Below are 16014 nucleotides of genomic sequence, written 5' to 3'. Positions count from 1 at the left end.
TTCCGGTCATGACGCGTGAACAGGAACAAAGCGGCAGCCGAGGTCTGCCGCTCGACGAACGGATCACCGGCGCCCTCGTCGGCGCGGCCGTCGGTGACGCGCTGGGCGGGCCGGTCGAGGGGTACTCCCCCGAGCAGATCGCCGAACGCCACGGCGGACGTGTGCACGGCGTCGTCGGCCCGTGGAACGGCGACGCGTGGCGCACCGCCCGCCCCATCGCGCCGTACCACAAGGGCGACGGCCACGTCACCGACGACACCCTGATGACGCACGCGCTGATCCGCGTCTACGCGCGGGTCCGCGACCATCTGGACGCCTACGCCGTCGCCGACCACCTGGTCCCGGACCTGATGACGCACCCGCGCTGGATCCCCGAGCTGGAGGCGGAGGCGATCCCCCTGCACCGGATCTTCCTCGCCGAGAAGTGGCTGGTGGCCCGACTGCACTACGGCCACGTCGACCCGCGCGAGGCAGGCGTCGGCAACATCGTCAACTGCGGGGCCGCGATGTACATGGCCCCGGTCGGCCTGGTCAACGCCGCCCACCCGTCCGCCGCCTACGCCGAGGCACTGGACGTCGCGGGCGCCCACCAGTCGTCGTACGGCAGGGAGGCGGCCGGTGTCCTCGCGGCGGCCGTGGCGGCGGCGTGCGCCCCGGGGGCCACGGCGGACTCGGTGGTCTCCGCGTGTCTGTCCCTGGCCAAGGACGGCACCCGCGCGGCGATCGAGAAGGTCTGCGAGGCGGCCGCGCGGTACACGGACTTCGAGTCGGCGCTGCGCCCGCTGCGGGAGGCGGTGGCCCCGTACGACACCGTGGGCCCCGACTACCGCTCCCCCTCCCTGGGTGCCCGGCGCCCTTCCCGGCTGCACGCCATCGAGGAACTCCCCGTGGCGCTGGGCATGGTGGTCATGGCCCGCGGCGACTTCCGGCACGCGGTGCTCGGCGCCGTGAACTACGGCCGCGACTGCGACTCCATCGCGACGATGGCCGGTGCCGTGACCGGCGCCCTCGGCTCACCGGTCCCCGAGGAGTGGGCCAAGACCGTGGCGGAGGCCAGCCGCCTGGACCTGTGGGAACCGGCGGCGACGCTCACCGCCGTGACCCGCGAGATCTTCGCGCGCGACGTGGCCCGTCGCCGCGCCCACGAGGAGGCGTTCGCCCGGCTGGGAGGCCCGGAATGCTCCGGCTGACCTGGGTGCAGCCGGAGGACCTGATCGGCCACGAGCTGCGCCAGGCCGCCCAGGACGGCCGCGAGCCCTCGGCCGTCGCCGCCCGCTGGCACGCGGCGGGCGGCTCCGAGGCCCCCCTCACCGCGGGCGCCTCCCCCGAACCGGCCCCGCCCCACCTGCGCCGCCTGGCCACCGCCCTCCTCGACGAACTCGCCGGCCTCCCCAGCTCGCTGGCCGGCGACGAACCGACCGACCTGGCCGGCATCCGCTCCCGGTGCCCCGACTGGCCGGCACGCCCCGCGAGCGGCCCCGCTCCGCGGCCCCCGCACCCCGCCGCCCTGGAAGCCGCCTGGCTCGGCAGAGCGGCCGGCTGCCTGCTGGGCAAACCGGTGGAGAAACTCCCCCTCACCGCCATCCGCGAGCTCGCCCGGGCCGCCGGCAACTGGCCCCTGACCGGCTACTTCACCGCCCGGGGCGTCCCCGGTGAACTCCTCGCACGGCACCCCTGGAACCGACGCTCCGCGGCCACCTCCCTCGCCGAGAACATCGACGGCATGCCCGAGGACGACGACCTCAACTACCCCCTTCTCGCCCTCCTCGTGCTCCGGCGCCACGGCCGCGCCTTCACCACCGGCGACGTGGCCCGCGTCTGGCTCGACGAACTCCCCGCCGGCCGCGCCTTCACCGCCGAACGCATCGCGTACCGCAATCTCCTCAGCGGCCTGGAACCCCCGCTGACCGCCCGCCACCACAACCCGTTCCGTGAGTGGATCGGCGCCCTGATCCGCGCGGACGTGCACGGCTGGACCAACCCCGGCGACCCGGCGGGCGCCGCCGCCCAGGCGCACCGCGACGCCACGCTCACCCACACCGCCAACGGCGTCTACGCGGCGATGTTCACCGCCGCCGTCATCGCCGCCGCCGCGGCCGCCCCCGCCGGCGGCCCCTCCGTCCACGCCTGTCTGCGCACCGGGCTCAGCGTCGTCCCGCCCCGCTCCCGGCTCGCCCGTGCCGTCCGGCAGGCCATCCAGCTGGCCCACGAGCACGCCGACTTCGCCACCGTCGTCGACCATCTGCACGCCCTGCACGCCGCCACCCACCACTGGGTGCACGCCGTCCCCAACACCGCCCTGATCGCCGCCGCCCTCACCCACGCCGACGGCGACTTCAGCGGCTCCGTATGCCGCGCGGTGTCGGGCGGCTGGGACACCGACTCAGGCGGCGCGACCGCGGGCAGCATCGCCGGTCTGCTCGCCGGTTCGCCCGACGCGCTGCCCGAACGCTGGACGGCCCCGCTGAAGAACCGTCTGGCCACCTCCGTCGCCGGTCTCCACGGCACCGGCTTCGACGCCCTGGCCCGTCTGACCCACCTGGAGGCCTCCCGCCCATGACGCCCTCCGACCCGGCCACCACCGCACCGGCCGCCCCCGCCCCCGCCGATCCCCCGCTGACGGGTCTGCGGGTGCTGGACCTCGCCACCCTCTTCGCCGGACCGCTCGCCGCGACCATGCTCGGCGACTTCGGCGCGGAGGTCATCAAGGTCGAGCATCCGCGCAGACCCGACCCGTGCCGGGGCCACGGCCCGTCGAAGAACGGCATCGGCCTGTGGTGGAAGGTGCTCGGCCGCAACAAGCGCACTGTCACCCTCGACCTGTCCACCCCCGGCGGCCGCGCCGTCCTCCTGCGCCTGGCCGGGACCGCCGACGTCGTCATCGAGAACTTCCGCCCCGGCACCCTGGAGAAGTGGGACCTGGGCTGGCCCGAGCTGTCCGCGGTCAACCCCCGTCTGGTCCTGGCCCGGGTCACCGGCTTCGGCCAGTTCGGTCCGTACGCGCACCGCCCGGGCTTCGGCACCCTCGCCGAGGCGATGAGCGGCTTCGCCGCGATCACCGGCGAACCGGACGCGCCGCCGACCCTGCCCCCGTTCGGTCTCGCGGACTCCATCGCCGGGCTGACCACGGCGTACGCGGTGATGACCGCCCTCGCCGCGCGCGAGCGCACCGGCGAGGGCCAGGTCGTCGACATGGCCCTGATCGAGCCGATCCTGACCGCGCTGGGGCCCCAGCCGACCTGGTACGACCAGCTCGGTCACGTCCAGCCCCGCACCGGCAACCGCTCCCAGAACAACGCCCCGCGCGGCACCTACCGCACGGCCGACGGCACCTGGGTCGCCGTCTCCACCTCGGCCCAGTCGATCGCCGAGCGGGTGATGGTGCTGGTGGGCCGGCCGGACCTGATCGACGAACCCTGGTTCGCCACCGGCGAGGACCGGGCCCGGCACGCGGACGTCCTGGACGAGGCGGTCGGCGGCTGGATCGCCCGGCACACCCGCGCGGACGTCCTGGCGGCCTTCGAGAAGGCGGAGGCGGCCGTGGCACCCGTCCAGGACGTACGGGACGTCATGACGGACCCGCAGTACCAGGCCCTGGACACGATCACCACCGTCGACGATCCCGAGCTGGGACCGCTGCGCATGCAGAACGTCCTGTTCCGGCTCTCCGCCACACCCGGCGCGGTCCGCTGGGCGGGCCGCCCGCACGGCGCGGACACCGAGGAGATCCTGACCGGCCTGGGCCTCACCGCCGCCGACCTCGCCGAGCTCCGCGCGGAGGGCGCTCTGTGAAGACCTTCCCGCTGACCTGGCTGTACGCACCCGGCGACCGTCCCACCGTGGTGCGCAAGGCGCTCACCTCCGGCGCCGACGTGGTGGTGATCGACCTGGAGGACGCGGTCGCGCCCGACCGCAAGGCCTACGCCCGTGCGGCCACCGCCGAACTGCTGCGCGACCCGCAACCGGTCCCCGTCCACGTCCGCGTCAACGCCCTGTCCGGGCCCTGGGCCCGGGACGACCTCGCGGCCGTCGCTCCCGCGCCCGGCCTGTCCGGCCTGCGCCTGCCCAAGGTCTCCTCCCCCTCCGACGTCGTACGCGCCGCACGCCTGGCGGTGTCCGCCGACGGGGGCACACTGCCCCTGTACGCCCTCCTGGAGACGGCCCTCGGCATCGAACGCGCCCATGCCGTCGCCGTCGCCCACCCGTCCTTGCGCGGCATCGCCATCGGGGAGACGGATCTACGGGCGGACCTGGGCGTACGTGACGACACGGGCCTCGACTGGTCCCGTTCCCGGGTGGTCGTGGCCGCACGGGCGGCGGGCCTGGCTCCGCCCGCCCAGTCCGTGCATCCCGACACGCGTGACCTGGAGGGTCTGAAGGCCTCCTGCGCCCGCGGCCGCGCCCTGGGCTTCCTGGGCCGCGCCGCGATCCACCCGCGCCAGCTCCCGGTCATCGAGCGGGCCTACCTGCCCACGCCGGAGGAGATCGAACAAGCGGGAACCGTCCTCAAGGCGGCCACCACGACCCGGGGCGCCCAGGCCCTCGCCAACGGCACCTTCATCGACGCGGCATCAGTAACAGCAGCCCACCGCACCCTGACCCTCCTCAAACACCGCTAACACCCCACACCGCCCCGCACCCGCCCCCGCGCCGCTCCCCACGCCCCTCGCGCCGCCCCCGCACCGGCCCCGCGGGCAGTCGTGCCTCCCCCAGAGCCTCAAGGGCCTGGGAGGTGCCCCCAGGGCGGCACGGGTGGGCGATGGGGGTACCTCCCGCTCATGGGGGTACCTCCCGCTCATGGGGGTACCTCCCGCTCGAGCGAAGCCGAGAGTGGGGGAGAAGCCGAGAGTGGGGGAGGCACCCCGCAAACGCCGGGCTGCGCCCCCCGGCCACACGCACCGAGGGCGCCCGGAAACCCCGGACGCCCTCGAAGCAGTACGACAACCGGTCAGCCCTTCTTGGCAGACCCGGCCCCGTCCTTGGCCCCCTCGGAGTCCTTGGAGTCCTTGGAGTCCTCGGAGTCCTCGGACGCGGACTCAGAACCCGCGGAGTCCGTGTCGGAGGAGTCCGAGGCGCCCTCCTCGACGGAGGAATCGGAGCCCCCCGGCTCCACCACTTCCTCCTGCCCCGGCCGCTTCCGCGCCGACACCACGATGTACACCACCGCCAGCAGGAACACGACGATCGAGGTCCAGTTGTTCAGCCGCAGCCCGAGAATCTCGTGCGCCTCGTCGACCCGCATGTACTCGATCCAGAACCGCCCCGCGCAGTACGCGGCCACGTACAGCGCGAACGCCCGCCCGTGCCCGAGCTTGAAGCGCCGGTCGACCCAGATCACCAGCAGCGCCACGCCGACGCACCACAGCGACTCGTACAGGAAGGTCGGGTGGTACGTACCCGGGACCCGCCCGTCGGATGACGACGTGATCTCCACCGCCCACGGCAGATCCGTGGGCCGCCCGTAGAGCTCCTGGTTGAACCAGTTGCCCCAGCGGCCGATCGCCTGGGCGAGGGCGATGCCGGGCGCGATGGCGTCGGCGTAGGCGGGCAGGGCGATGCCCCGGCGCCGGCAGCCGATCCAGGCGCCCAGCGCGCCGAGGGCGATCGCGCCCCAGATACCGAGGCCACCCTCCCAGATCTTGAAGGCGTCCACCCAGTCACGGCCCTCGCTGAAGTACAGCTGGTAGTCCGTGATCACGTGGTAGAGCCGGCCGCCGATCAGGCCGAAGGGCACGGCCCAGACAGCGATGTCGGCCACCGTGCCGGCCCGTCCGCCCCGGGCGACCCAGCGCTTGTTGCCGAGCCAGACGGCAACGAAGACGCCGATGATGATGCAGAACGCGTAGCCGCGCAGCGGAACGGGGCCGAGGTACAGCACCCCGCTCGACGGGCTGGGAATGTAGGCAAGTTCCATGGCAAGGTCGACGCTACCCTGCCGGACCGGCCGCGCGCCGGGCGGCCCGGCAACGGCTCCGTAACAGGGCGCCGGAAGTCCCTGGGGACCGGGGGCTATTCCTTGTTGGCCTCCTCGACCATCTGCTTCAGCTTCTCGGGCGTCATCGAGCGGTCCTGGTAGATGTTCCTGCCGTCGAACAGGACGGTCGGCGTACCGGTGAAGCCGTTCTTCAGGAAGGCCTCATGGGACTTGACGACCCAGGTGTTGTGCGTGCCGTCCTCGACGCAGGAGCGGAAGGCCGGGGTGTCGAGCCCGTCGACCTTGCCGGACAGCTCGATCAGCTTGCCCTGGTCGGCGAAGGCGTCGTCGGTCTCCGGGGGCTGGTTCCGGAACAGCAGGTCGTGGTACGCGGCGAACTTCCCGGCATCCTGGGAGCAGGCGGCGGCATTGGCCGCGTTGAGGGAGCCGGAGCCTCCCATGCCTCCGTCGATCAGGGTGACCAGGTGGTACTCGACCTTCAGCTGACCGGCGTCGGTCAGCTCGTGGATCGTGGGACTGTAGGCCTGCTCGAACTCCTTGCAGGCCGGACAGCGGAAGTCCTCCCACACCGTGAGCGTGGCCTTGGCGCTCTCCTTGCCGACCGGGATGGCCAGGCCGTCCTTGCCCAGGGCCCCGGAGGGCGCCACCACGGGGCCGGACGCCTCGCTCTCGTTGTCCCCCTCGGAGTCCCCTGAGTTGGCGGCGATGACTCCGACCACCGCCGCGAGTCCCAGGACACAGACCACGCTCGCGCCCACGACAACGGCGCGGCGGCGCTTCTCCGCCGCCTTGTGCTTCTCGCGCTCGGCCGCCAGCCGCTCCCTGGCGGTGCGCTTTCCCTCTCGGTTCTTCTCGCTCACACCCCGCAGAACGAACCGGGGAGGCGCACCGCGCCTCCCCGGTCCGAGGTCCACCCTTACGGGGGATCCGTATGACTGCCCGCCGCGGGCCCGTGGGTCACGCCCGCCCGCGCACTCCCCCGGCCAGATCACCGGCGAGGGCACGGACGGCCTCGATCCCGGCCGCGTCGTCGGGGGCGTCGAGCATCCGCTTGACGAAGGCCGACCCGACGATCACGCCGTCGGCGAAGCCGGCGACCTCGGCGGCCTGGGCCGCGTTGGAGACGCCGAGGCCGACGCAGACCGGCAGGTCGGTGGTGGCGCGGGTGCGCCGCACCAGGTCCTCGGCCTGCGCGCCGACCGACTCGCGGGTGCCGGTGACGCCCATCAGGGAGGCGGCGTAGACGAAGCCGCTGCCGGCCGCGGTGATCTCGGCGAGCCGCTCGTCCCTGCTGCTGGGCGCGACCACGAAGACGGTGGCGAGCCCGTGCTTCTCCGCGTGCTCCCGCCACAGCGCCGACTCCTGCACGGGCAGGTCGGGCAGGATGCACCCGGCACCGCCCGCCTCGGCGAGCTCGGCGGTGAACCGCTCGACGCCGTAGCGGTCGATGGGGTTCCAGTACGTCATGACGAGGATCGGCTTGCCGGTGGCGGCGTGCGCCTCCCGGACCGTGCGCATCACGTCGGCGATCCGGACGCCGCCGCGCAGGGCGATGTCGTCGGCGGTCTGGATGACCGGGCCGTCCAGGACGGGGTCGCTGTGCGGCAGGCCCACCTCGACGACGTCGGCGCCGCCCTCCAGGGCGGCCTTGACCGCCTCGATGCCGCCGTCCACGGTGGGGAACCCCGCGGGCAGGTAGGCGATGAGGGCGGCACGGCCCTCGGACTTCGCCGTGGCGAGGGTGTCGTTCAGCAGCTGCACGTTCCCGCTCACTTGGCGTCCCCCTCGATCTCGGCGGTGCCGCCGGCCTCGTCGGCGGCGACCTCGGCGTCGGTGTCGTACAGGCCGAAGTAGCGCGCGGCGGTGTCCATGTCCTTGTCGCCGCGCCCGGACAGGTTGACCACGATCAGGCCGTCGGGGCCCAGTTCCCTGCCGACCTCGAGGGCGCCGGCCAGCGCGTGGGCGCTCTCGATGGCCGGGATGATGCCCTCGGTGCGCGAGAGCAGCCGCAGTGCCTGCATGGCGGCGTCGTCGGTGACGGCGCGGTACTCGCCGCGGCCGCTGTCCTTGAGGTAGGCGTGCTCGGGTCCGATGCCCGGGTAGTCCAGGCCCGCCGAGATCGAGTACGGCTCGGTGATCTGCCCCTCGTCGTCCTGGAGGACGTAGGACCGGGAGCCGTGCAGGATGCCGGGCTCGCCCGCGGTGAGGGTGGCCGCGTGCTCGCCGCTGTCGATGCCGTGTCCCGCGGGCTCGCAGCCGATGAGCCGGACGTCCGTGTCGGGGATGAAGGCGTGGAACAGGCCGATGGCGTTGGAGCCGCCGCCGACGCAGGCGAGGGCGGCGTCGGGCAGGCGTCCGGCGCGCTCCAGAAGCTGGCGGCGGGCCTCGACGCCGATGACGCGGTGGAAGTCGCGCACCATCGCGGGGAAGGGGTGCGGGCCCGCGACCGTGCCGAAGAGGTAGTGGGTGTGGTCGACGTTGGCGACCCAGTCCCGGAACGCCTCGTTGATGGCGTCCTTCAGGGTGCGGCTGCCGGACTTCACGGCGATGACCTCGGCGCCGAGCATGCGCATCCGGGCCACGTTCAGGGCCTGGCGCCGGGTGTCGATCTCGCCCATGTAGATCGTGCAGTCGAGGCCGAAGAGCGCGCAGGCGGTGGCGGTGGCCACGCCGTGCTGACCGGCTCCGGTCTCGGCGATGACGCGGGTCTTGCCCATGCGCCTGGTCAGCAGGGCCTGGCCGAGCACGTTGTTGATCTTGTGCGAGCCGGTGTGGTTCAGGTCCTCGCGCTTGAGGAAGATCCTCGCGCCGCCGGCGTGCTCGGCGAAGCGGGGGACCTCGGTGAGCGCGCTGGGCCGGCCGGTGTAGTCGACGAGGAGGCCGTCGAGCTCCCGGGCGAACTCGGGGTCGGACTTGGCCTTGTCGTACTCGACGGCTACCTGGTCGACGGCGGCGACGAGGGCCTCGGGGATGAACTTGCCGCCGAAGGCGCCGAAGTAGCCTTCGGCTGACGGGACCTGACCCTCCGGGTCGGGGATGAAGAAGGTACTGGACATGCGGAAACCTCACGGTGAGTGCGTGGAGAAACACAGTGCGCCGTGGGGCGGGGGTGATGCGACGGCTGCGGGCCGTCCGTGGCTGGTCGCGCCCGCGCGGCGGAGCCGCACATGGGCAGAGCCCCGCGCCCCTAGGGGGCGCGCTGCCATCGCCGCCCGTTGACCTGGCCCGGCTCGTCGCCGATGACGTAGCGGACCCTGCGGCCGTGCACCCGGCGGGCGGGGGCACGACAGCCTCGGGGCCGACAGCCTCGTGCGAGTCGGGAGAGCTTCATCGCGGCCCAGCCTACCCGTGGATCAGCCGCGGCCGTGGCGCAGTGCGGGGTGTTCGCCCGCTGCCACCAGGTCGGAGACGGCTGTCTTGGGATCCTTGCCGGTGACCAGGGACTCGCCGACCAGGACCGCGTCGGCGCCCGCGTTGGCGTAGGCGATGAGGTCGTGCGGGCCGCGGACGCCGGACTCGGCGACCTTCACCAGGTGGGCGGGGATCTCGGGGACCACCCGCTCGAAGGTTCCGCGGTCGACCTCGAGGGTCTTGAGGTTGCGCGCGTTGATCCCGACGACCTTGGCGCCCGCGTCGACGGCGCGCTCCACCTCGTCCTCGTCGTGGACCTCGACGAGCGGGGTGAGCCCGATGGACTCGGCGCGCTCGATCAGCGACTCCAGGGCCGGCTGGTCGAGGGCGGCGACGATCAGCAGCGCGAGGTCGGCGCCGTACGCGCGGGCCTCCCAGAGCTGGTACGAGGTGACGATGAAGTCCTTGCGCAGCACGGGGATGTCCACGCGCGCGCGGACGGCCTCGAGGTCCTCCAGCGAGCCGCCGAAGCGGCGCTGTTCGGTGAGGACGGAGATGACGGAGGCGCCGCCCGCCTCGTAGTCGGCGGCGAGTCCCGCCGGATCGGCGATCGCGGCCAGCGCGCCCTTGGACGGGCTGGAGCGCTTGACCTCGCAGATCACCTTGACGCCGTCGCCGCGCAGGGCGGCCACGCCGTCCTTGGCCGCGGGGGCCTTCGCCGCACGCTCCTTGAGCTCGTCGAGGCTGACGCGCGCCTGCCGCTCCGCGAGGTCGGCACGGACTCCGTCGATGATCTCGTCGAGCACACTCACGCGAGCGGCCCCCTTCCTGACGGTCGGTCTGTCTTCGGTGGTCACAGCGATGGTATCCGCAGCAGGGCGTATGCCTCGCATCCGGTTGACGCCGGTCCCACTACCTGGACATTCACTCTTTGATCAAGGATGCAACCAGCCGCCGAACGGCAGGTTCCGGACAACCGTGAAAGCCAGCAGCAGTGCTCCCAGGGACCACAGGAGCACCGGTGGCGGGTCGATCCTCGGCGGCGGCCCGCCGCGCGCCGCACGGATCACCCAGACGGTCCACAGCGCGGCGAAGCCGGCGTATCCGACGACGGCGGGCGCGTTGGCCTGGAGGGCGGTCAGGAGGTCGCCGTGGGCGACGGCGTGGGCGCTGCGCAGTCCGCCGCAGCCGGGGCAGTACAGGCCGGTGAGGTGCAGCAGCGGACAGACGGGGTAGTGGCCGGGCTCGTTGGGGTCCACGGCCCCTACGTAGGCGAAGGCTCCGGCGACGGCGGCGAGCACGGCGGCGAGGGGGGCCAGCCGGGCCGCCCTGCCGCGGAGCACGCGGGGCACGCGCGAGGTGGGGGCGTTCACGCTGTGCATTGTGCCCCGGACGCGGGTCAGGGGCGGTGCCGGGCTCCGCCGTGCGGGCCCGCCGCCCCTGTCCCCGTGCGGTGTGCGGTGTGCCGCTCAGCCGTCGGCGCGGGCCGGCGTGCGGTCGCCGGTGACCTGGTGGACGGGGTGGTTGCTCTTCGGCTGGCCCATGCCCATCGAGCGCATGACGGCGCCGACGAGACCGCCGAGGAGGATCACGCCGATGCTCGCCCAGAAGCCCACGGGCTGGTCCATCACCATGAAGGCACCACCGGCGCAGAAACCGATGAAGGCGATGATGACACCGGTCCAGGCGGCCGGGGTGTGACCGTGGCTGCTGCCCGCCATTGCTTGCTCCTCGTTGCTGTGTGCGTGTCTGAGCAGGACGCTCGCTGTCATTGTCCCGCACACTCCGGACCGCCGTGCGCCGGGGTCACTGGGTCCCCGTGGGGTCCTCGCCGCGATCCAGGGCCTTCCAGAGGTCCTCCGGGCGGTCCGGGTCGGCCTCGGTGGTCTGCCTGCGGCGCGGTCGCGTCTGGGTTCCGCCCCGCTCGTAGCGTCCGGACATCGCCGGCCACAGCCTCCCGTAGCGCAGCGCCAGCAGCCCCGCCACCAGCAGCAGCACACCGCCCGCGACGGCGACGTACGGCCACGCGGTGTGGCTGAGCGACTCCACGGTCGCCGAGGTGTCGCCGGAAGCCTGTGCCGCCTGCTCGTCGAGCGCCCCGCGGTCCGAGGCTCCGAGCAGCGCCGCCGCGATCGTGCCCGCGCCGGAGAGCGCGAGCAGCGCGGCGACGGCGAACCGGCCGGCCCGGCGCACGGCGAAGACGGCCACGAGCGCGGCCAGCCCGACGACGGCCAGCGCGGCGGGGACGCCGGTGACGTCGCTGCCCTGGGCGGTCAGGGGGAACGGGCCGCCGGCCACCGTCGTGGTGCCCTCCGACCACCGCTGCCGGGTGGCGAGGAGGACCACGCCGGCGCCGAGGGCGCCGCAGAGCAGCGCGGCGGCGAGGCTGAGGCGGCCGGCCCTGGCGGTGGCGGCGGCCCCGGAACGGGGGGTAGGTACAGCAGTCACGACATCCACTATCGCCTGAACCCCGGGCGAACCGTCACCCGGGGTTCATTCACACCTTTCCCAGCCGGTTCGCGGTGTGCACCGCGCGGAGCACGGCCGCGGCCTTGTTGCGGCACTCGGTGTCCTCGGCGACCGGGTCGGAGTCGGCGACGATCCCGGCTCCGGCCTGCACGTACGCCGTGCCGTCGCGCAGCAGGGCGGTGCGGATGGCGATGGCCGTGTCGGAGTCGCCGGCGAAGTCGAGGTAACCGACGCAGCCGCCGTACAGGCCGCGCCTGGACGGTTCGAGTTCGTCGATGATCTGCATCGCGCGGGGCTTGGGCGCGCCGGAGAGCGTGCCGGCCGGGAAGCAGGCGGTGAGCACGTCGAAGGCGGTGCGGTCGCCGGTGACGCGGCCGGTGACCGTGGACACGATGTGCATGACGTGCGAGTACCGCTCGATGGACATGAAGTCGACGACCTCGACGGAGCCGGGTTCGCAGACGCGTCCGAGGTCGTTGCGGCCCAGGTCGACGAGCATGAGGTGCTCGGCGCGCTCCTTGGGGTCGGCGAGGAGTTCGTCGGCCAGGGCCTGGTCCTCCTGCGGGGTGGCGCCGCGGTGCCGTGTGCCGGCGATGGGGTGGACCATGGCCCGCCCGTCCTCGACCTTGACCAGGGCCTCGGGGGAGGACCCGGCCACGTCGAAGCCGTCGAAGCGGAACAGGTACATGTAGGGCGACGGGTTGGTGGCCCGCAGCACCCGGTAGACGTCCAGGGCACTCGCCGTGCAGTCCGTCTCGAACCGCTGCGAGGGCACGACCTGGAAGGCCTCCCCCGCGCGGATGCGTTCCTTGACGTCCTCCACGGCCCGCCGGAAGTCGGGACCGCCCCACCGCGCGGTGTACTCGGGCAGTTCGGAGGGCGGCAGCACGGCCGGCGGCTGGGCCACCGCGCGGGCGAGGTCGGCCTCCATGGCGTCGAGCCGGGCCACGGCGTCGGCGTACGCCTCGTCGACACCGGTCTCCAGGTCGTTGTGGTTGATCGCGTTGGCGATCAGCCAGACGGAGCCCTCCCAGTGGTCCATGACGGCGAGGTCGCTGGTGAGCAGCATGGTCAGCTCGGGCAGCTTCAGATCGTCCCGCTCGCCGGGGCCGATCCTCTCCAGGCGGCGCACGATGTCGTAGCCGAGGTAGCCGACCATGCCGCCGGTGAAGGGCGGCAGGCCCAGGTCGTGGGCGAGGTCGCGGGGGGTGTGCAGGGTCTGGAGGGTGGCGCGCAGCGCGGCGAGGGGATCGCCGTCCACGGGGACGCCGACGGGCGGGGTGCCCTCCCAGTGCGCCCGCCCGTCGCGTTCGGTGAGGGTGGCGGCGCTGCGGACGCCGACGAAGGAGTAGCGGGACCAGGACCTGCCTCCTCCAGTGCTGAACGCCTGGGAGGTACCCCCATCGGCGGACTCCAGCAGGAAGGTGCCGGGCCGTTCGCCGGCGAGTTTGCGGTAGAGCGCGACGGGGGTGTCGCCGTCGGCGAGGAGCTTGCGGGTGACCGGGATGACGCGGCGGTCGGTGGCGAGCTTGCGGAAGGTCTCGAGGTCCATGGCGGCAGACCCTACTGATCCGCGGCGGCGGCGTCGGCCACCAGGACGTCGGCGTCGAAGCAGGTGCGGGCGCCGGTGTGGCAGGCGGCGCCGACCTGGTCGACCTTGACCAGCACGGTGTCGGCGTCGCAGTCCAGGGCGACCGACTTGACCCACTGGACGTGCCCGGAGGTGTCCCCCTTGACCCAGTACTCCCGGCGGCTGCGCGACCAGTAGGTGCAGCGGCCGGTGGTCAGCGTGCGATGCAGGGCCTCGTCATCCATCCAGCCCAGCATCAGCACCTCTCCGGTGTCGTACTGCTGGGCGATGGCGGGCAGGAGGCCGTCGGGGCTGCGCTTGAGCCGCGCGGCGATCTCCGGGTCGAGGCGGCTGGGCCGGGACGTGCTGGTCATACCGGCCATTGTGCCGCGCCCGGACGGGCGGACCGGGCACCGTCCACTGGGCGGACCCGGCGCCCGGTCGTAGGCTGGCCTGCATGTCGACCCATGCCAAGCGTGAACGACTTCTTCTGGCCGATCTGCTGGAGACCACGGGCCCGGACGCCCCGACCCTGTGCGAGGGGTGGACCGCCCGGGATCTGGCCGCCCACGTGGTGGTGCGCGAGCGCCGTCCCGACGCGGCGGGCGGCATCGTGGTCAAACAGCTCGCGTCTCGCCTGGAGCGGGTGATGGCGGAGTTCACCGCCAAGCCGTACGAGGAACTGATCCAGCTGATCCGGACCGGTCCGCCGCGCTTCTCGCCCTTCTCGCTCAAGCAGGTCGACGAGCTGTCGAACACCGTGGAGTTCTACGTCCACACCGAGGACGTCCGCCGGGCCCAGCCCGAGTGGACGCCGCGCGAGCTGGACCCGGTGTTCCAGAACGCCCTGTGGTCGCGTCTCGAGCGCTCCGCGCGCCTGATGGGCCGCGGTGTGCCGACCGGCCTGGTGCTGCGCCGTCCGGACGGCCAGACGGTGGTGGCCCACCGCGGCACGCCGGTGGTCACGGTGACCGGAGAGCCCTCCGAGCTGGTGCTGTTCGCCTACGGCCGGCAGAGCGCGGCCGAGGTCGAGCTGGACGGCGACGAGAACGCCATCGCGAAGCTGCGGGAGACCGGACAGCTCGGCATCTGATCCGTACCCGAAAGGCGCAGCTCGTGATCAAAGTGGCCATGACCAGTGTGTACGTGGACGACGTGGCGAAGGCGCACGCCTTCTACACCGATGTCCTCGGCTTCGAGACCCGTACCCACCTGGATATGGGCGACGGCATGCTGTACGTCACCGTGGGGGCGCGCGAGGGCGCCCAGCGGGATCTGGAACTGCTGCTGGAGCCGGGGCACGGGTCCATCGCCGAGCCGTACCGGCGGGCGGTGCGGGAGTCGGGGCTGCCCGCGATCGTGTTCTCCGTGGACGACCTCCGCGCGGAGTACGAGCGGCTGCGCGGGGAGGGGGTCCACTTCGTGCAGGACCCGCGGGAGCAGGGTGCGGTGCTCTCCGCGGTCCTGGACGACACGGTCGGCAACCTCATCCAGCTGGCGCAGCCGCTGCGCTGACGTCACCGCACCGGGTGACCGGCCGCCCGCAGGGTCTCCTTGACCTGGCCGATGCGCAGGTCGCCGAAGTGGAACACCGAGGCCGCGAGGACGGCGTCGGCGCCCGCCGCGACCGCGGGCGGGAAGTCGGCGAGCTTTCCGGCGCCGCCGGAGGCGATCACCGGCACGCTGACGTGCTTGCGGACGGCGGCGATCATCTCCAGGTCGTAGCCGTCCTTGGTGCCGTCGGCGTCCATGGAGTTCAGCAGGATCTCGCCGGCGCCCAGTTCGGCGGCGCGGTGCGCCCACTCCACGGCGTCGATGCCGGTGCCGCGGCGGCCGCCGTGCGTGGTCACCTCGAACGAGCCGGAGTCGGTGCGGCGGGCGTCCACCGACAGGACCAGGACCTGCCGGCCGAAGCGTTCGGCGATCTCGCGGATGAGCTCGGGGCGGGCGATCGCGGCGGTGTTCACGCCGACCTTGTCGGCACCCGCGCGCAGCAGCCGGTCCACGTCCTCGGCGGTGCGCACGCCGCCGCCGACGGTGAGCGGGATGAACACCTGTTCGGCGGTGCGGCGCACCACGTCGTAGGTGGTCTCGCGGTTGCCGGACGAGGCGGTGATGTCCAGGAACGTCAGCTCGTCGGCGCCCTCGGCGTCGTACACCTTGGCCATCTCGACGGGGTCGCCCGCGTCGCGCAGGTTCTGGAAGTTGACGCCCTTGACGACCCGGCCGCCGTCCACGTCCAGGCAGGGGATGACTCGGACCGCCAGGGTCATGAATCCACGGCTCCTCTGAATGCTTCGAGTTCCACTGAGACCAGCACGCGCGGGTCGACGAAGCCCTCGACCACCAGCAGGGTGGTGACCGGGCGCACCTCGCCGAACAGCTCCTTGTGCGCGCGTGCGGCCTCGTCGACGTCCCGCGCGTGGGCGAGATGGAGGCGGGTGCGGATCACGGACCCGGTGCCGAGCCCGAACTCGCCGAGCGCCTCCAGGGCGAGGGTGAAGGCCACCTTGGCCTGTTCGTACGGGTCGCCCTCCCCGTGCAGCACATCGCCCCGGAAGGCGGTCGTGCCCGCCACCAGGACGCGGTCGCCCGCCGCGACGGCGCGCGCGGAGCCGAGGATCTCCTCCCAGGGGTTCTGGCCGCGCACCCGCCGTACGGCGTCGGACGTCATCGCCGCGCGTCCTTC

The 16014-nt window shown here is 73.1% G+C and carries 19 protein-coding genes; 6 read left to right on the top strand and 13 right to left on the bottom strand.

Features of this window, described 5'->3' with window-relative positions; genetic code table 11:
* Window positions 1–8 precede the first annotated feature (8 nt).
* The 4 genes from AC5L3C_RS28595 to AC5L3C_RS28580 are packed head-to-tail and all read left to right on the top strand — an operon-like array spanning window position 9 to window position 4619.
* Complete coding sequence (locus AC5L3C_RS28595; protein WP_493651779.1) at window positions 9–1190, top strand: ADP-ribosylglycohydrolase family protein; 1182 nt, start codon at window positions 9–11, stop codon at window positions 1188–1190.
* Window positions 1178–2560 carry an ADP-ribosylglycohydrolase family protein gene (locus tag AC5L3C_RS28590; RefSeq protein WP_493651777.1) on the top strand — a complete coding sequence of 461 codons (1383 nt, stop codon included), beginning with the start codon at window positions 1178–1180 and terminating at the stop codon, window positions 2558–2560. The genes AC5L3C_RS28595 and AC5L3C_RS28590 overlap by 13 nt, the downstream gene beginning before the upstream one ends.
* The gene (locus tag AC5L3C_RS28585; RefSeq protein WP_493651775.1) at window positions 2557–3792 is read left to right on the top strand and encodes a CaiB/BaiF CoA transferase family protein; all 1236 of its coding nucleotides are present in this window, start codon (window positions 2557–2559) and stop codon (window positions 3790–3792) included. Before AC5L3C_RS28590 ends, AC5L3C_RS28585 begins: the two co-directional genes overlap by 4 nt.
* On the top strand, window positions 3789–4619 hold the full coding sequence (locus tag AC5L3C_RS28580; protein ID WP_493651773.1) for an HpcH/HpaI aldolase/citrate lyase family protein: 831 nt from the start codon (window positions 3789–3791) through the stop codon (window positions 4617–4619). Before AC5L3C_RS28585 ends, AC5L3C_RS28580 begins: the two co-directional genes overlap by 4 nt.
* 329 nt (window positions 4620–4948) lie before the next feature.
* Here the strand turns inward: AC5L3C_RS28580 and lgt are convergent, their stop codons facing one another.
* From lgt to hisI, 11 genes are all read right to left on the bottom strand, one after another.
* Entirely contained in the window at window positions 4949–5914 is a 966-nt protein-coding gene (gene lgt, locus AC5L3C_RS28575; RefSeq protein ID WP_493651771.1) for a prolipoprotein diacylglyceryl transferase, read from the bottom strand.
* Between the two features lie 95 nt (window positions 5915–6009).
* Window positions 6010–6795: a DsbA family protein gene (locus AC5L3C_RS28570; RefSeq protein WP_493651769.1), complete on the bottom strand. Its 786-nt coding sequence runs from the start codon at window positions 6793–6795 to the stop codon at window positions 6010–6012.
* A gap of 97 nt (window positions 6796–6892) precedes the next feature.
* Window positions 6893–7708 (bottom strand): tryptophan synthase subunit alpha, encoded by an 816-nt coding sequence (trpA, locus tag AC5L3C_RS28565; RefSeq protein WP_493651767.1) that lies wholly within the window; start codon window positions 7706–7708, stop codon window positions 6893–6895.
* Window positions 7705–8991 carry a tryptophan synthase subunit beta gene (gene trpB / locus AC5L3C_RS28560; RefSeq protein ID WP_493651766.1) on the bottom strand — a complete coding sequence of 429 codons (1287 nt, stop codon included), beginning with the start codon at window positions 8989–8991 and terminating at the stop codon, window positions 7705–7707. The genes trpA and trpB overlap by 4 nt, the downstream gene beginning before the upstream one ends.
* A gap of 131 nt (window positions 8992–9122) precedes the next feature.
* A complete protein-coding gene (gene trpM, locus AC5L3C_RS28555; RefSeq protein ID WP_125507177.1) occupies window positions 9123–9266 on the bottom strand; it encodes a tryptophan biosynthesis modulator TrpM in 144 nt (47 codons plus the stop codon).
* A gap of 22 nt (window positions 9267–9288) precedes the next feature.
* Window positions 9289–10098: an indole-3-glycerol phosphate synthase TrpC gene (trpC, locus tag AC5L3C_RS28550; protein ID WP_125507176.1), complete on the bottom strand. Its 810-nt coding sequence runs from the start codon at window positions 10096–10098 to the stop codon at window positions 9289–9291.
* A 123-nt stretch (window positions 10099–10221) separates the two neighbouring features.
* Window positions 10222–10668: a DUF2752 domain-containing protein gene (locus AC5L3C_RS28545; RefSeq protein WP_493651764.1), complete on the bottom strand. Its 447-nt coding sequence runs from the start codon at window positions 10666–10668 to the stop codon at window positions 10222–10224.
* An 87-nt stretch (window positions 10669–10755) separates the two neighbouring features.
* Window positions 10756–11007, bottom strand: coding sequence for an HGxxPAAW family protein (locus AC5L3C_RS28540; protein WP_493651763.1), 252 nt, complete (start codon window positions 11005–11007; stop codon window positions 10756–10758).
* 85 nt (window positions 11008–11092) lie between these two features.
* Window positions 11093–11743, bottom strand: coding sequence for a TIGR02234 family membrane protein (locus tag AC5L3C_RS28535; RefSeq protein WP_493651761.1), 651 nt, complete (start codon window positions 11741–11743; stop codon window positions 11093–11095).
* A 40-nt stretch (window positions 11744–11783) separates the two neighbouring features.
* Window positions 11784–13307, bottom strand: a complete 1524-nt coding sequence (locus AC5L3C_RS28530) for an anthranilate synthase component I (RefSeq protein WP_493651760.1) — start codon at window positions 13305–13307, stop codon at window positions 11784–11786.
* A gap of 11 nt (window positions 13308–13318) precedes the next feature.
* Window positions 13319–13708 carry a phosphoribosyl-AMP cyclohydrolase gene (gene hisI / locus AC5L3C_RS28525; RefSeq protein ID WP_493651758.1) on the bottom strand — a complete coding sequence of 130 codons (390 nt, stop codon included), beginning with the start codon at window positions 13706–13708 and terminating at the stop codon, window positions 13319–13321.
* A gap of 74 nt (window positions 13709–13782) precedes the next feature.
* On the opposite strand from hisI, the gene AC5L3C_RS28520 reads away from it, so the two are divergent.
* Both AC5L3C_RS28520 and AC5L3C_RS28515 read left to right on the top strand, forming a co-directional pair.
* Window positions 13783–14418, top strand: a complete 636-nt coding sequence (locus AC5L3C_RS28520; RefSeq protein ID WP_493651757.1) for a TIGR03085 family metal-binding protein — start codon at window positions 13783–13785, stop codon at window positions 14416–14418.
* 23 nt (window positions 14419–14441) lie between these two features.
* Window positions 14442–14840 (top strand): VOC family protein, encoded by a 399-nt coding sequence (locus AC5L3C_RS28515; protein ID WP_125507162.1) that lies wholly within the window; start codon window positions 14442–14444, stop codon window positions 14838–14840.
* A 2-nt stretch (window positions 14841–14842) separates the two neighbouring features.
* On the opposite strand, the gene hisF is transcribed toward AC5L3C_RS28515, so the two are convergent.
* Window positions 14843–15598 (bottom strand): imidazole glycerol phosphate synthase subunit HisF, encoded by a 756-nt coding sequence (hisF, locus tag AC5L3C_RS28510; protein WP_125507160.1) that lies wholly within the window; start codon window positions 15596–15598, stop codon window positions 14843–14845.
* On the bottom strand, window positions 15595–15999 hold the full coding sequence (locus tag AC5L3C_RS28505; protein ID WP_493651754.1) for a Rid family hydrolase: 405 nt from the start codon (window positions 15997–15999) through the stop codon (window positions 15595–15597). The genes hisF and AC5L3C_RS28505 overlap by 4 nt, the downstream gene beginning before the upstream one ends.
* Window positions 16000–16014: the final 15 nt, after the last annotated feature.

The sequence above is a fragment of the Streptomyces speibonae genome, from assembly GCF_984686075.1.
Note: the sequence above shows the minus strand (reverse complement) of the source record. Positions and strands in the feature narration are given on the sequence as shown.

Coding starts and splice junctions, on each gene's coding strand:
- AC5L3C_RS28595 (WP_493651779.1), top strand. CDS start 9: ATGACGCGTGAACAGGAACAAAGCGGCAGCCGAGGTCTGCCGCTCGAC.
- AC5L3C_RS28590 (WP_493651777.1), top strand. CDS start 1,178: ATGCTCCGGCTGACCTGGGTGCAGCCGGAGGACCTGATCGGCCACGAG.
- AC5L3C_RS28585 (WP_493651775.1), top strand. CDS start 2,557: ATGACGCCCTCCGACCCGGCCACCACCGCACCGGCCGCCCCCGCCCCC.
- lgt (WP_493651771.1), bottom strand. CDS start 5,914: ATGGAACTTGCCTACATTCCCAGCCCGTCGAGCGGGGTGCTGTACCTC.
- trpB (WP_493651766.1), bottom strand. CDS start 8,991: ATGTCCAGTACCTTCTTCATCCCCGACCCGGAGGGTCAGGTCCCGTCA.
- trpM (WP_125507177.1), bottom strand. CDS start 9,266: ATGAAGCTCTCCCGACTCGCACGAGGCTGTCGGCCCCGAGGCTGTCGT.
- AC5L3C_RS28545 (WP_493651764.1), bottom strand. CDS start 10,668: ATGCACAGCGTGAACGCCCCCACCTCGCGCGTGCCCCGCGTGCTCCGC.
- AC5L3C_RS28540 (WP_493651763.1), bottom strand. CDS start 11,007: ATGGCGGGCAGCAGCCACGGTCACACCCCGGCCGCCTGGACCGGTGTC.
- AC5L3C_RS28530 (WP_493651760.1), bottom strand. CDS start 13,307: ATGGACCTCGAGACCTTCCGCAAGCTCGCCACCGACCGCCGCGTCATC.
- hisI (WP_493651758.1), bottom strand. CDS start 13,708: ATGGCCGGTATGACCAGCACGTCCCGGCCCAGCCGCCTCGACCCGGAG.
- AC5L3C_RS28520 (WP_493651757.1), top strand. CDS start 13,783: ATGTCGACCCATGCCAAGCGTGAACGACTTCTTCTGGCCGATCTGCTG.
- hisF (WP_125507160.1), bottom strand. CDS start 15,598: ATGACCCTGGCGGTCCGAGTCATCCCCTGCCTGGACGTGGACGGCGGC.
- AC5L3C_RS28505 (WP_493651754.1), bottom strand. CDS start 15,999: ATGACGTCCGACGCCGTACGGCGGGTGCGCGGCCAGAACCCCTGGGAG.